The following is a 12,666-nucleotide window of genomic DNA, read 5'->3' as shown; positions in this document are numbered from 1 at the left end:
AAGGGGGAACATTATATGAAAAAAATGTCCAGACAAGAAAAAAGCTGGATATTATACGATTGGGCGAACTCTGTATACTCGCTCGTCATTACAACTGCATTATTTCCAATTTACTTTAAAGCAGCTGCAAAAGAAGCTGGACTATCTGGGGCAACTTCAACAGCATATTGGGGATATGCAAACTCATTCGCAACACTTTTAATTTCTATACTTGCTCCTATTCTCGGCACAGTTGCTGATTATAAAGGATTTAAAAAACGATTTTTCACATTCTTCTTTGGACTCGGTATCGTATTTACAAGTATATTAGCAGTCGTTCCAACATCTCAGTGGTACTTATTATTAGGATGCTATATGCTCGCCTTAGTCGGTTTTGCTGGAGCAAACATTTTTTATGATGCATTTTTAGTAGATGTCACTTCTGAAGATAGAATGGATCGAATTTCTACGCGAGGTTTCGCATTAGGCTATATTGGGAGTACTATTCCTTTCATCGGTTGTATCGCTCTTATTATTCTTTCTCAAAAAGGAACTATCCCTTTATCTGTTGGTATTGCTAGTCAAATTTCATTTGCGATAACAGCTCTTTGGTGGGGGTTATTTACGATTCCAATGCTAAAAAACGTAGAGCAAACGCACTATATTGAACGTCACCCTAGACCAATTACAATGAGCTTCAAACGCCTTGCTGCTACTTTTAAAAATATTAAAGAATATAAAACTGTATTCATGTTCCTAATCGCTTACTTTTTCTATATTGATGGAGTCGATACAATTATTACTATGTCCACCGCTTACGGAACAGATCTCGGTATCAGTGCAACTAATCTATTAATCATATTATTTGTAACACAAATTGTCGCTTGTCCATTTGCTTTATTATACGGAAAATTATCAGCAACATTTACAGGTAAAAAAATGCTATATGTCGGTATCATTATTTATATCATCATTTGCATATATGCTTATTTCTTAAAAACGACACTTGATTTTTGGATTTTAGCAATGTTAGTTGCTACATCTCAAGGTGGTATTCAAGCACTAAGTCGTTCATACTTTGCAAAGCTAGTACCAAAAGAATCTGCTAATGAATTCTTCGGATTTTATAACATCTTTGGTAAGTTCGCCGCAATTATGGGCCCAGTATTAGTCGGTGTTACAACGCAATTAACAGGAAAAACAAACGCTGGTGTTCTTAGTATTATTGTTCTGTTTATTATCGGTGGATTCTTACTAACTAGAGTTCCAGAAAATAATACATCCGTTACACCACCTAGTCCCAAGACTAAAACGCTATAAGAAAAGATCCTCTTCTCATGAGAAGAGGATCTTTTTTATTTTTAACGGTGCGCCTTATAATGAACGACTCTACTGCTTGTACAAAAATAATTTATCAACAGTTGTTCCTAATACTTCAGCTAAACGGAATGCTAACGCTAAGCTTGGATCATATTTATTATTCTCAATTGCATTTATCGTCTGTCTAGAAACCTTGCATTTATCAGCTAATGCGCCTTGTGAAATATTATTTTCAGTGCGTAATTCATAGATTTGATTTTTCACACCATTGCTCCTAACCTGTAAAATCGTTTTTACAACATCAGTATATAATTGGCTCATATAGTTGTCAAAAGTTCCTCAAAGAAAAAGGGAACAATTTTGCTCCCTTAAAATAGTTATTTCGAAGCTAACGAATTTGTTAGTTTCTCTTTATTAACGACATCTTCTTTCTTTATTTGCATGCGTAGAACTGGCCCTATCGCTAATAAAATAAGTGCCATTGCTATACAAAACACAATAACTAGTGAAGTTAGTTCCTTTAATCCTCCAGCTAGTGAAGTTCCAATTAGCATTGCCCCCATAAACAGTGGTACAATCGTCCCATTTACTCTTCCAACCATATTTTCTGGTACAAGTTGAATCATAAGCGTACCGACAACGATATTAACACAAGCTAAACAAATACCTGTTCCAAATCTCATGAAACTAGTAATCCAAAATGATGTAGATAGCCCTTCTACTAAAAATGACATCGCTAATATGCTCATACCGAATACAAACATCTTTTTCGGATTCACTTTTGAAGCGAAAACTGCAGCAACAATACCACCAATTAACATACCTATTCCATCAGCTGCAGCTAAATATTGAACTGCTTCCTTTTCCATTCCAAGGCGTTCTATTACAAGAAACACCTCTAATGGAGTTGTTAATCCAACAGCTAAGCCTATAATGGTGAAAGTAATCGTAATCATACGTAAATTTTTCGTATGAAGAACATACTTCCAACCTTCTTTTATATCATTTTTTAATGAATCTCTCGCCACTTGCTCTTTTTCAACCCATTTTGGTAAAAATGAAAGAATGATAGCCGATAACAAAAATAGAATGATTAAGCTATATAGTGATGTAAATAAGCCAAGTTGTGTATACACAATTGATCCTACAACTGGCCCAAAAATCATAAATAAGGACTGTAATGTTTGATTAAATGCAATAGCACTTGCTACCTCTTCTTCTTTTACATAGCGCTTAAATATACGCGAAGATGAGGGCTGAGAAAACTGACCTACAATTGCGGAAACGAGTGTTGCAAAAAATATTGCCTGCCAGTAATCAAACGTTAACAATATGACAATTCCTATAATAGACAGTACACTTAACACATCTCCAGCAATCATTGTTCTTTTCGGATTCCAACGATCTGCTAATGCACCACCAATGAACGAGAAAATAAAGATAGGTGCATATTCCATGACAGATAATAGCGACACTGAAACTGGATCATTATTCGTCCGCTCCATTATGAAATACAATAGAGCCATATTTCTAATCCAAATTGCAAATTGTTGTAAAATATCAGATGCCATAACGAGCATAAATGCTCTGTTTTTAAATAAAGTGTTCATTTTCATCCTCCTTATAAACCGACCGTTCGGTCTAATTTGTTTCATAAGAAAAGCTGCTGACTTATTATTCAGCTGCCATTCCTTTTAACAATACATCTATTGCCTTTTTATAAATACGTTTCAACTCTTTATAATCTAATTCGTAGTAAAGTACTCCAAGCCCTGATAATAATCCGTTCACAATATACATAAGATCACGAGTATTATCTTCACGGAACTCTCCAGACTGTATACCTGCTTCAATTAATTTCTCAAACATAACATATGATTCTCTAGTTAAAGCTAACAGTTCATCCAGAATCTCTTTACTTACAACTTGGCTCATAGAGAATTCCTCTATTGCATTTGAAATTGGTTGCTGTATGTCCTCTACATGATATTCCGCGAGACCATATAGTTTTTCAGTACTAGTGCTATACAACTTCTCTTTTTCATTCCATTTTTCAAGCCAATCATACGTATGCTGTTTCACTACAAATAAAAATAAATCTTCTTTACTTTTAAAGTGATAATAAATACTTCCTTTACTTCGCTCTGTAATTTCACAAATCTCTTCCATAGATGTAGCTGCGTAGCCCTTCTGTGAAAATAGATTTTCTGCTTTAGATGCAATTTCTTTCTTTATCTCTTCTGCGCTTCTTCTCATATTCACACCTCTTTAAACCGACCGTTCAGTTTAATAATAACAAATCAAAAACCTCTATCGCAAGAGGCTATATTCCTTATTTAAGAAAACGTACTTTCAAACCAAGTTCGAATCATATGTATCGTTCCAAATTTAAATGCTAATTTAACAAGAAATACGCCTCCCGCAGCTAATAAAAATAACACTACTTTCCCCTTATTTTTCACTTTCGGTTCCCTTTTCATTTCCATTCCCCTTAGTATGTTAAAAATATTAATCAAACGTTTGTTTAACTGTGTTTATGCATATGTAAGCCGACTAATCAAACGTTTGTTTAAAAAGAAATACGCCTATATAAGGCGCATTTTCATCAATCACCACCGCCACCGCAGCTTCCTCCGCTATCTCCCCCAAAAGACCCTCCACAATCATGTGAGCCGCCATCATGCGAGCTATCATTATCAGATCCAGCAAAGAAAAATAATGGTGATGAGCTGTTAGATGAATTATGAATGTTATTTTGTTTTGTAAGATTTACCTTCTTTTTGTTCGATCGAACTGCTGTTACGATTATTCCAACTACAACAAATAATAGTATGACAATAATAAATTCCATATAAAAGCCTCCCTTATTCCTCAAATAATTGAATGGTTCTCTCTAGATTTTCAAGTGAAATGAAGCGCGATTCCCGAAGGATCTCTTTTCCATTATAAAATAATAAAATTGTCGGTCCTGTAAATACGGCATATCGCCCCGCAATCTCTTGCATGTCTTGTAGTAATATCTCTATTTTCTCTACGTAATCATAATTCTCTAATACGCAATTTACTTTTCTTAGCATAACATCACAAACACCACAATTTTCCGTTTTAATAAACAGAAGTACCAATTGTTGTTCTTCAATATATGTCGCTAATTCTTCTATCGTTTTAAATTTATGCATCTTATACCTCTTAACGCAATTTATGAAATACTCTATCTTGATACATACGAAAAGCTGAACTATCTTTAATCTTTCTCTTTTCCATTACTTGCTGAAAACGAAGCGTTTTTGCTGTTAACTCTTCTCGTAATTTCTTTCTCTCTTCTTCATCATAACAGCAAGCAATTAGATCCTCTATTTTTAATATATCTTTTTGTAGTTCCATTTCTGGTGGAATCATTCCCGCATTTTTTAAAATTTTATAACTCATTCTAAGTTCTGGAGGTACCATTGAAAAATCTTCTAATTGTAGTGGTTTTCCTTTTCCCGGAAGATAATCAAGATCACCATTCCGTATTGCTTGTCGAATTTTTTCTTCAGCAATGTTCAAAAACACATCCACACCATTCCCTCCTTTACATATTTTTACTATTATTTTACATGATATTTCCTTATCTTTCTACGTCTTTAATAATTGACTCCAAACAATTTTTTCTCAAATTTATTTATAATGAGCTTTTTCCTCCCATACCGATCTTTCATTTTCATATATAGTTTGTATTCAAGCCTTTTTGTATTGAGAAAGTATGTTTTAACTTAATAAAGCGTTTACACTAAATCTTACATTTGTTACGATTTAATCACCCCCAGCTCCCTTGTATAGACTTCGTGATGTCTGATCATTTTATCTAGACGTTTCATACGTCTAGATTCATTTTGATTTATTGGCGTATGCCTTTAAATATATTTTTTATTTTGAAAGGAGAAATGGCTATGAGGTCTCAAAAATTCACACTGCTATTACTATCTCTACTACTTTTCTTACCTCTTTTTCTCACAAATTTTATTACTCCAAATCTCGCATTAGCAGATTCACCAAAGCAAAGTCAAAAAATTGTTGGGTACTTTCCTTCGTGGGGCGTTTACGGACGTAATTATCAAGTTGCTGACATTGATGCATCAAAACTTACTCACCTTAACTATGCTTTCGCGGATATTTGTTGGAATGGAAAACATGGAAACCCTTCTACTCATCCTGATAATCCAAATAAACAAACGTGGAACTGTAAAGAATCTGGTGTGCCATTGCAAAATAAAGAGGTTCCTAATGGTACTCTCGTACTCGGTGAACCATGGGCTGATGTTACCAAATCGTATCCTGGCTCAGGGACAACTTGGGAAGATTGCGATAAATATGCCCGTTGCGGAAATTTCGGAGAACTAAAACGATTAAAAGCTAAATATCCTCACTTAAAAACAATTATTTCCGTTGGTGGCTGGACTTGGTCTAACCGCTTTTCTGATATGGCCGCTGATGAAAAAACAAGAAAAGTATTTGCTGAATCTACAGTATCTTTTCTTCGTGCATATGGGTTTGATGGCGTAGATTTAGACTGGGAATATCCGGGCGTTGAAACGATTCCTGGTGGTAGTTATCGTCCTGAAGATAAACAAAATTTCACTCTCCTTCTTCAAGACGTCCGAAATGCTTTGAATAAAGCAGGTACTGAAGATGGCAAACAATATTTACTAACAATCGCTTCAGGTGCAAGCCAACGCTACGCTGATCATACAGAGCTAAAGAAAATTTCTCAAATACTCGATTGGATTAATATTATGACATATGATTTCCACGGCGGATGGGAAGCTACTTCTAATCATAATGCAGCTCTATATAAGGATCCAAATGATCCAGCAGCAAATACGAATTTTTACGTAGATGGTGCTATAAATGTTTATACAAATGAAGGTGTTCCAGTCGATAAACTAGTATTAGGCGTACCCTTTTACGGACGTGGCTGGAAAAGTTGTGGCAAAGAAAATAACGGACAATATCAACCTTGCAAACCAGGTAGCGATGGGAAACTTGCTTCTAAAGGTACTTGGGATGATTATTCTACCGGTGACACAGGTGTGTATGATTACGGTGATTTAGCAGCCAATTACGTTAATAAAAATGGTTTTGTACGCTACTGGAATGACACAGCTAAAGTACCTTACTTATATAATGCGACTACAGGCACATTTATTAGCTACGATGACAATGAATCTATGAAATATAAAACAGACTATATAAAGACGAAGGGTTTAAGTGGGGCAATGTTTTGGGAACTAAGCGGGGATTGCCGTACAAGTCCAAAATATAGTTGTAGTGGTCCAAAATTACTTGATACGCTAGTAAAAGAATTACTTGGTGGACCTATTAGTCAAAAAGATACTGAGCCACCAACGAATGTTAAAAATATTGTAGTTACGAATAAAAATTCAAACTCAGTTCAATTAAACTGGACTGCATCTACTGATAACGTAGGAGTTACGGAATATGAAATTACTGCTGGAGAAGAGAAATGGAGTACAACAACAAATAGCATTACAATTAAAAACTTAAAACCTAATACAGAATACACATTTTCAGTAATTGCCAAAGATGCTGCTGGAAATAAATCACAACCTACCGCTCTTACTGTCAAAACGGATGAAACTAATACGACACCTCCTGATGGAAATGGCACTGCTACATTTTCAGTCACTTCGAATTGGGGCAGCGGTTATAACTTCTCGATTATAATCAAAAATAATGGAACGACTCCTATTAAAAATTGGAAATTAGAATTTGATTATAGCGGCAATTTAACACAAGTTTGGGATTCTAAAATTAGTAGTAAAACAAATAATCATTATGTAATTACAAACGCAGGATGGAATGGCGAAATTCCTCCTGGTGGATCTATTACAATTGGTGGTGCAGGAACAGGTAATCCTGCCGAAATTTTAAATGCCGTCATTAGCGAAAACTAGACGTAATATCCATTAATTATTTCACTAAAGTTTGAATTTAGGTTCGAGCAAGACTTCCTAAATTCAAACTTTTAATTTTATGAAAAATCAAAAATATCACAATAACCTATTATAATTATATTTAGTTTCTAATATGAAGTTTATATGAAGTTTATTTGAATTTTACATGAATTTCCTTTAATTTCTATTGTCTTCCTATAATATCCACATTATCCTTTACATATAGGAATTATTTTCATTCCGTTTTGAACTATCTATATATATATAAAGAAAGATAGTCACCTGTTAGGGAAAGGCTTTCGTATTATTATAAATATAACAAAAGAAAAAGCACGCTTATAAGCGCACCATAAGAGTGCTTCTTCATACAATTCTCATGTAAGAGTTCTCGAAAATCATGTTAATCACAAAGAAAAGGCATTAGCTCATAAAAGCTAATGCCTTTTCTTTATTCATATTGTTCAGCATTCCAATCTTCTATATTCCATACTTTTGTTATCCACGATTCATAGAAAGAAGGTTCATGTGAGACAATTAAAATCGTTCCTTTGTATTGTTGTAACGCTTCCTGTAAAGCCATCTTAGTTTCTACATCCAAATGATTAGTCGGTTCGTCTAAAATTAAAACATTGCTTTTCGTTACGATAAGTTCACATAAACGCACTTTCGTTTGCTCTCCACCGCTTAATAAACGAATAGGTTTTAATACGTGTTCTTCTTTCAATCCACACTTCGCTAATGCTTGGCGCGCTTCTTTCTTTGTCATATCTGGTCGTTGTGCCCAAACTTTCTCTAATGGTGTTATTTCTGAAGCAAACTCTTCCTGTGCAAAATAAGCAGGATTTACTCGGTCCCCAACAAAAATCGAACCGCTTAGCGGCTTTATTTGACCTAATAACGTTTTTAATATTGTCGTTTTTCCAATACCATTCTGACCAACAATAGCTATCTTTTCTCCTTTTTTCACTTGTAAATTCAAGTCTGGAAATAACGGCTCACTATAACCCACTCTTAGTTTCTCAGCCTGTAATATACGACTTACTGGTTCATTATAAACAGTAAAAGCAAAACAGGACTGAGGTACATTATTTACCTTTTCAACCCTTCGCATTTTCTCCAATACTTTCTCTCGACTTTTTGCCTGTTTTGCTTTTCGAATTTTATTTTTTTGAATAAATGTTTCTAACTGAGCAATTTCTTTTTGTTGTTTCACATACGCCGATTGTAATTGTTTCCTTTGCACTTGATAACTTTGTAAAAACTTTTCATAATCCCCTACATATCGCTTAACTTTTCGTTCTTCTAGATGGTAAATGACATTCGTAATATTGTTCAAAAACACTTCGTCATGCGAAATGATAATATAAGCTTTTTCATACAACTTCAAGTACGATTGCAACCATTCTATATGTGCTGTATCTAAATAGTTCGTTGGTTCATCTAGCAATAAAACATCAGCTTTTTCTAGAAGAAGCTTTCCTAGTAATAACTTTGTCCGCTGTCCTCCACTTAACTTTGAAACATCCTTTTCCAATCCTATTTCAAACAGCCCTAAACCAATTGCTACTTCTTCAATTTCTGTATGAATTTGATAGAAATTAGAGTTTTCCAATATAGTTTGTAACTCTCCATACCTTACTAACAATTTTTCTACTTCTACTGCCTCAGTCATCTCTTTTGCAATTTTTAACATTTCGTATTCAATTGCATACAAGTTAGAAAATGCACTTTGCAAGTATCCTTCAATTGTTATCCCTTCTTGTAAATCTATATGCTGCTGCAAAAATCCAACCTTCACATGTGGAAACCATTCAATGTTCCCATCATCATGTATAAGTTCTCCTGTTAAAATTCTTAGCAGTGTTGATTTTCCAATCCCATTTTTCCCTACTAACCCAACATGCTCCCCCTTTAATAATCGAAAGCACGCATTATATAAGATGGTTTTCTCACCATACGAATGACTTAAATTTTCTACTGTTAATATACTCATTTTTTTCTCTCCTTTACTTATCGTCCATAAGCTAAATAGAGAGACCAACAGTATGAAGCCTTATTTAATTATGCATATAAAAATGGGTAAGGTGAATACACCTTACCCATTACATATTATCGTAAAAAAGGATTAAGGTTCTTTACCTGCTGTCTTCAATTTAGCTTAATCTTAAAAAATGGGCAGACTTCTCCCATATCAAGCTAAAACCATTTGAAGAACAGTTGATAAAGTCATTTTATCCTTTCACTCCTTTAACATTTGTTATATTAAGAGTATAAACTACTCTGTTATATTCTATTCTCTATTTTCCCTTTTGTTCCTTCTCCATCTTTTCATATTCTAAAAAAAGCCTCTTAACAGTAATTATACTAAAAACTGTTAAAAGGCTTTTTCTATTTTTTCATATAAGGAGCTAACACACTTAAAATCTCTTCTTTATCCTTTTTTAATTCGAGTGATGTTAACATATCCATCGTTCTCGGTCTAGGTAATTTCACTTGTACCTCGCCAACAATTGACGCTGGTCTTTGAGATAAAATAAATACGCGATCTGAAAGCAAGATTGCCTCATCTAAGTCATGTGTCACCATAACGATTGTTTGCTTCTCTTGATGCCAAGAGTTTAAAAGCCAGCTATGTACTTCCATTTTTGTAAATGCATCTAACTTTCCAAAAGGCTCATCAAGCAGCATAATTGGCTTTTCACATAAATATGTGCGCAGAAAACTAATTCTTTGACGCATACCACCAGACAATTCATCTGGATAATGGTCTGCATATTCATCTAGTTCGAACTGCTTTAATGCTTCCATTCCTTCTGTCAGCCTTTGTTTTTTCGGCTTTCCTTCAATTTCTAACGGAAGAACGATATTTTGCAAAGCTGATCGCCACGGTAGTAATAAATCTTGTTGTGGCATATAACTAACAACATCTTGCTCTTGTACTTGCTTATCTTTATACATTACGTTCCCGCTTGTTGGTTTTCCAACATTTGCAATCATGTTTAATAATGTGCTTTTCCCGCAACCACTCGGTCCTACAAAAGAAACAAACTCTCCCTCTTGTATAGAGGCACTAATATTCTCTAATACATTCTTTCCGTCGAAAGATTTCACTATATTTTTTATTTGTAATCCGCTCATTTTTCACTTGGAAGGAATTCATTTGTAAAAGCATCTTTTACATCGATTTTCTTTTTAATAACTTTGTTGTCATATAAGAAATTCATGTAATTCGTCCAAATTTCTTCCTTCTGTACTCCCCATGCTTTCGCATCATCTTGATACTTCGTACTTAACCATTTCTGGCTTTCTTGAACTAAATCTTTATTTACATCTGGAACAGCTTTAATTAGAATATCAGCAGCTTCTTTCGGTTCCTTAATTGCAAAATTATAACCTTCTGTTGTTGCACTCATAAACTTTTTCACAAAGTCTTTATCTTGCTTCGTATGTTTTTCACTCGTAATAATAACAGGACTATAGAAATCAAGCGCTGGATCTAAGTCTTTCACCATAATCGTATTTAACTCTTTTCCTTGGCGCTTCGCTTCAATACCATCCCAACCGTAATAAATCCATTCAAAATCTGCATCACGGCCGATTGATTTAAAGAAATCTGTTTGTCCTAAGATGATTTTTTCAACTTTATTAAAATCAGCTTGATGCTTATCCATAATCGTCTTTAATGTCGCTTCTTCCGCTGGTCCTCCCCAGCCGCCATAACGTTTACCTTCAAAATCTTTCGGTGACGTCATATTATCTTTCTTAAGCGATGCAAACGCTGAAGTGTTATGCTGAATAATCGCTCCTACAGATACAACAGGAATTCCTTCCACACGAGCTAATGTTACATTTTCTTGTGCGCTTATTGCGAAGTCTGCTTTTCCTGATGCTATCATTTGCTCTGCTGTTACATTGTCACCTGGTTGAATAATTTCTACATCTAATCCTTGCTTTTTGTAATAATCTTTCGTTTGCGCTACATACAAGCCAGTATGATTCGTATTTGGAAACCAATCTAATACTACTTTTACTTTTTGATCTTTACTTGCACTTTCTTCTTTCTTCGCCGGATTACATCCAGCCACACCTACCGCTACTAAGGCAGCTAGCATAACTTTCAAACCTTTTTTCATTTTCTGCCGTCCTTTCTATATATCCATGGTGCTGTTATTCTTGCCATAAACTCTACGATAAAATACAGGCATAATGTCACTATAACGATGATTGCTGCAACACCAAATACTCGGGCAGTCAAAAAGGATTTTGTAGCCCTCGTAAGCATAACGCCTAATCCTTCACTTGCACCGAGCCATTCTCCGATAATTGCCCCCATTACGCTATATGTAACTGCAATTTTTAAACCGGAGAAAAAGTATGGAAGCACTGCTGGAAATTTTACTTTCTGGTAAACTTGCCATTTTGTCGCCTTCATTGTTTGTAACAGTTTCAGCATGTTTTTATCTACTGTTTGAAAACCTTCTAAAATACTAAGCGCAATTGGGAAGAAACAAACGAGTATTACGACCATTACTTTCGGCAACATCCCATATCCAAACCAAATAATAAATAGCGGTGCAAGTACAACAATTGGAATTGTTTGCGAAATAACGAGCAATGGATTTATTAGAATACGAAATAACGGTATAACGTCCATAATAATTGCGATGCTCGTCCCCAATAAAATCGCAAAGAATAGTCCAATTATAACTTCCTGCAGTGTTTGCATTGTATTTGGTAATAGTAAATCTTTCATCCCAATTAATTCTTGAACAATGGCAGAAGGCTTTGGTAAAATCCACGGTTCGATTTTAAATAATGAAACAGATCCTTCCCATATCGCAATGAGAAGGATAAGCCAAATAGTTGTAATAAGTTTAGATTGCTTCTGGTTTTGCATATTCATCACGGTACTTCCAAACCTTTTCATCTATCGTTACACCAGTGCTTGGACGATAATGGATTTTAATAGAAGTAATCACTTCTTCTGCTCCAGCATCGACGCAAGCTTGTTGCGCACGTTTAACGACATCAAGAAGTACATCTAATTCTCCTTCCAAAGTTGTTTCCATTGCCCCTACTTCATAACGAACTCCCGATTGTTGCACAACTTCAATTGCTTTATCGACAACAGAATATACATCTTTCGTTTTCGCTTGTGGTACTACTGAAAATGACATTGTAACTTGTTGTGACATAATAAAATCCCCCTTATAAAATTAAATTTCAAAAATAAGAAAAGGCTTTCCTACTGCGTAGGAAAGCCTTGTATGCAAGTTATTATAGAATAACATATGCTACATCACTTTAAGTAACTCCCTACGCTGGCATTATCCAGATCAGGTTGAGGGTCGATGTTTACTTACATCCTCTCAGCCAATTGGCTCCCCGGTCCTTAATTCGTTTTCATTGT

The 12,666-nt window shown here is 34.8% G+C and carries 14 protein-coding genes and 1 riboswitch; of the genes, 2 read left to right on the top strand and 12 right to left on the bottom strand.

Annotation, left to right across the window (positions count from 1 at the left end):
• Window positions 1–15: 15 nt before the first annotated feature.
• Window positions 16–1,299 (top strand): MFS transporter, encoded by a 1,284-nt coding sequence (locus JFU02_RS21660; protein ID WP_000738804.1) that lies wholly within the window; start codon window positions 16–18, stop codon window positions 1,297–1,299.
• A gap of 69 nt (window positions 1,300–1,368) precedes the next feature.
• Here JFU02_RS21660 and JFU02_RS21655 read toward each other — a convergent pair whose 3' ends face one another.
• From JFU02_RS21655 to JFU02_RS21625, 7 genes are all read right to left on the bottom strand, one after another.
• The gene (locus JFU02_RS21655; protein WP_002023181.1) at window positions 1,369–1,620 is read right to left on the bottom strand and encodes a helix-turn-helix transcriptional regulator; all 252 of its coding nucleotides are present in this window, start codon (window positions 1,618–1,620) and stop codon (window positions 1,369–1,371) included.
• Window positions 1,621–1,676: 56 nt separating this feature from the next.
• Window positions 1,677–2,909 (bottom strand): MFS transporter, encoded by a 1,233-nt coding sequence (locus JFU02_RS21650; protein WP_001093904.1) that lies wholly within the window; start codon window positions 2,907–2,909, stop codon window positions 1,677–1,679.
• Between the two features lie 64 nt (window positions 2,910–2,973).
• Window positions 2,974–3,555, bottom strand: coding sequence for a TetR/AcrR family transcriptional regulator (locus JFU02_RS21645; protein WP_201071654.1), 582 nt, complete (start codon window positions 3,553–3,555; stop codon window positions 2,974–2,976).
• Window positions 3,556–3,635: 80 nt separating this feature from the next.
• On the bottom strand, window positions 3,636–3,779 hold the full coding sequence (locus JFU02_RS21640; RefSeq protein WP_000817981.1) for a hypothetical protein: 144 nt from the start codon (window positions 3,777–3,779) through the stop codon (window positions 3,636–3,638).
• 125 nt (window positions 3,780–3,904) lie between these two features.
• Entirely contained in the window at window positions 3,905–4,150 is a 246-nt protein-coding gene (locus tag JFU02_RS21635) for a hypothetical protein (protein ID WP_000394364.1), read from the bottom strand.
• Between the two features lie 13 nt (window positions 4,151–4,163).
• Window positions 4,164–4,478 (bottom strand): thioredoxin family protein, encoded by a 315-nt coding sequence (locus JFU02_RS21630; protein WP_061666204.1) that lies wholly within the window; start codon window positions 4,476–4,478, stop codon window positions 4,164–4,166.
• Window positions 4,479–4,488: 10 nt separating this feature from the next.
• Window positions 4,489–4,860 (bottom strand): DnaJ family domain-containing protein, encoded by a 372-nt coding sequence (locus JFU02_RS21625; RefSeq protein WP_000382369.1) that lies wholly within the window; start codon window positions 4,858–4,860, stop codon window positions 4,489–4,491.
• A 371-nt stretch (window positions 4,861–5,231) separates the two neighbouring features.
• On the opposite strand from JFU02_RS21625, the gene JFU02_RS21620 reads away from it, so the two are divergent.
• Window positions 5,232–7,256 (top strand): glycosyl hydrolase family 18 protein, encoded by a 2,025-nt coding sequence (locus tag JFU02_RS21620; RefSeq protein ID WP_201071652.1) that lies wholly within the window; start codon window positions 5,232–5,234, stop codon window positions 7,254–7,256.
• Between the two features lie 448 nt (window positions 7,257–7,704).
• Here the strand turns inward: JFU02_RS21620 and JFU02_RS21615 are convergent, their stop codons facing one another.
• From JFU02_RS21615 to JFU02_RS21595, 5 genes are all read right to left on the bottom strand, one after another.
• Entirely contained in the window at window positions 7,705–9,249 is a 1,545-nt protein-coding gene (locus JFU02_RS21615) for an ABC-F family ATP-binding cassette domain-containing protein (RefSeq protein ID WP_064532160.1), read from the bottom strand.
• Between the two features lie 395 nt (window positions 9,250–9,644).
• Entirely contained in the window at window positions 9,645–10,394 is a 750-nt protein-coding gene (locus tag JFU02_RS21610) for an ABC transporter ATP-binding protein (protein ID WP_201071650.1), read from the bottom strand.
• Complete coding sequence (locus JFU02_RS21605) at window positions 10,391–11,389, bottom strand: ABC transporter substrate-binding protein (protein ID WP_000715573.1); 999 nt, start codon at window positions 11,387–11,389, stop codon at window positions 10,391–10,393. The genes JFU02_RS21610 and JFU02_RS21605 overlap by 4 nt, the downstream gene beginning before the upstream one ends.
• Window positions 11,386–12,159, bottom strand: a complete 774-nt coding sequence (locus JFU02_RS21600; protein ID WP_001057164.1) for an ABC transporter permease — start codon at window positions 12,157–12,159, stop codon at window positions 11,386–11,388. Before JFU02_RS21600 ends, JFU02_RS21605 begins: the two co-directional genes overlap by 4 nt.
• Window positions 12,131–12,451: an MTH1187 family thiamine-binding protein gene (locus JFU02_RS21595; RefSeq protein ID WP_000082906.1), complete on the bottom strand. Its 321-nt coding sequence runs from the start codon at window positions 12,449–12,451 to the stop codon at window positions 12,131–12,133. The genes JFU02_RS21600 and JFU02_RS21595 overlap by 29 nt, the downstream gene beginning before the upstream one ends.
• Window positions 12,452–12,552: 101 nt before the next feature.
• Window positions 12,553–12,654: riboswitch (TPP riboswitch) on the bottom strand.
• Window positions 12,655–12,666 lie beyond the last annotated feature (12 nt).

The organism is Bacillus sp. TH13, assembly GCF_016651175.1.
Lineage (GTDB): Bacteria > Bacillota > Bacilli > Bacillales > Bacillaceae_G > Bacillus_A > Bacillus_A thuringiensis_S.
Note: the sequence above shows the minus strand (reverse complement) of the source record. Positions and strands in the feature narration are given on the sequence as shown.

Bases quoted from the DNA above. Each gene is read 5' to 3' on its own strand.
- JFU02_RS21660 (WP_000738804.1), top strand. From the start codon at position 16: ATGAAAAAAATGTCCAGACAAGAAAAAAGCTGGATATTATACGATTGG.
- JFU02_RS21655 (WP_002023181.1), bottom strand. From the start codon at position 1,620: ATGAGCCAATTATATACTGATGTTGTAAAAACGATTTTACAGGTTAGG.
- JFU02_RS21650 (WP_001093904.1), bottom strand. From the start codon at position 2,909: ATGAACACTTTATTTAAAAACAGAGCATTTATGCTCGTTATGGCATCT.
- JFU02_RS21645 (WP_201071654.1), bottom strand. From the start codon at position 3,555: ATGAGAAGAAGCGCAGAAGAGATAAAGAAAGAAATTGCATCTAAAGCA.
- JFU02_RS21640 (WP_000817981.1), bottom strand. From the start codon at position 3,779: ATGAAAAGGGAACCGAAAGTGAAAAATAAGGGGAAAGTAGTGTTATTT.
- JFU02_RS21635 (WP_000394364.1), bottom strand. From the start codon at position 4,150: ATGGAATTTATTATTGTCATACTATTATTTGTTGTAGTTGGAATAATC.
- JFU02_RS21630 (WP_061666204.1), bottom strand. From the start codon at position 4,478: ATGCATAAATTTAAAACGATAGAAGAATTAGCGACATATATTGAAGAA.
- JFU02_RS21620 (WP_201071652.1), top strand. From the start codon at position 5,232: ATGAGGTCTCAAAAATTCACACTGCTATTACTATCTCTACTACTTTTC.
- JFU02_RS21615 (WP_064532160.1), bottom strand. From the start codon at position 9,249: ATGAGTATATTAACAGTAGAAAATTTAAGTCATTCGTATGGTGAGAAA.
- JFU02_RS21610 (WP_201071650.1), bottom strand. From the start codon at position 10,394: ATGAGCGGATTACAAATAAAAAATATAGTGAAATCTTTCGACGGAAAG.
- JFU02_RS21605 (WP_000715573.1), bottom strand. From the start codon at position 11,389: ATGAAAAAAGGTTTGAAAGTTATGCTAGCTGCCTTAGTAGCGGTAGGT.
- JFU02_RS21600 (WP_001057164.1), bottom strand. From the start codon at position 12,159: ATGAATATGCAAAACCAGAAGCAATCTAAACTTATTACAACTATTTGG.
- JFU02_RS21595 (WP_000082906.1), bottom strand. From the start codon at position 12,451: ATGTCACAACAAGTTACAATGTCATTTTCAGTAGTACCACAAGCGAAA.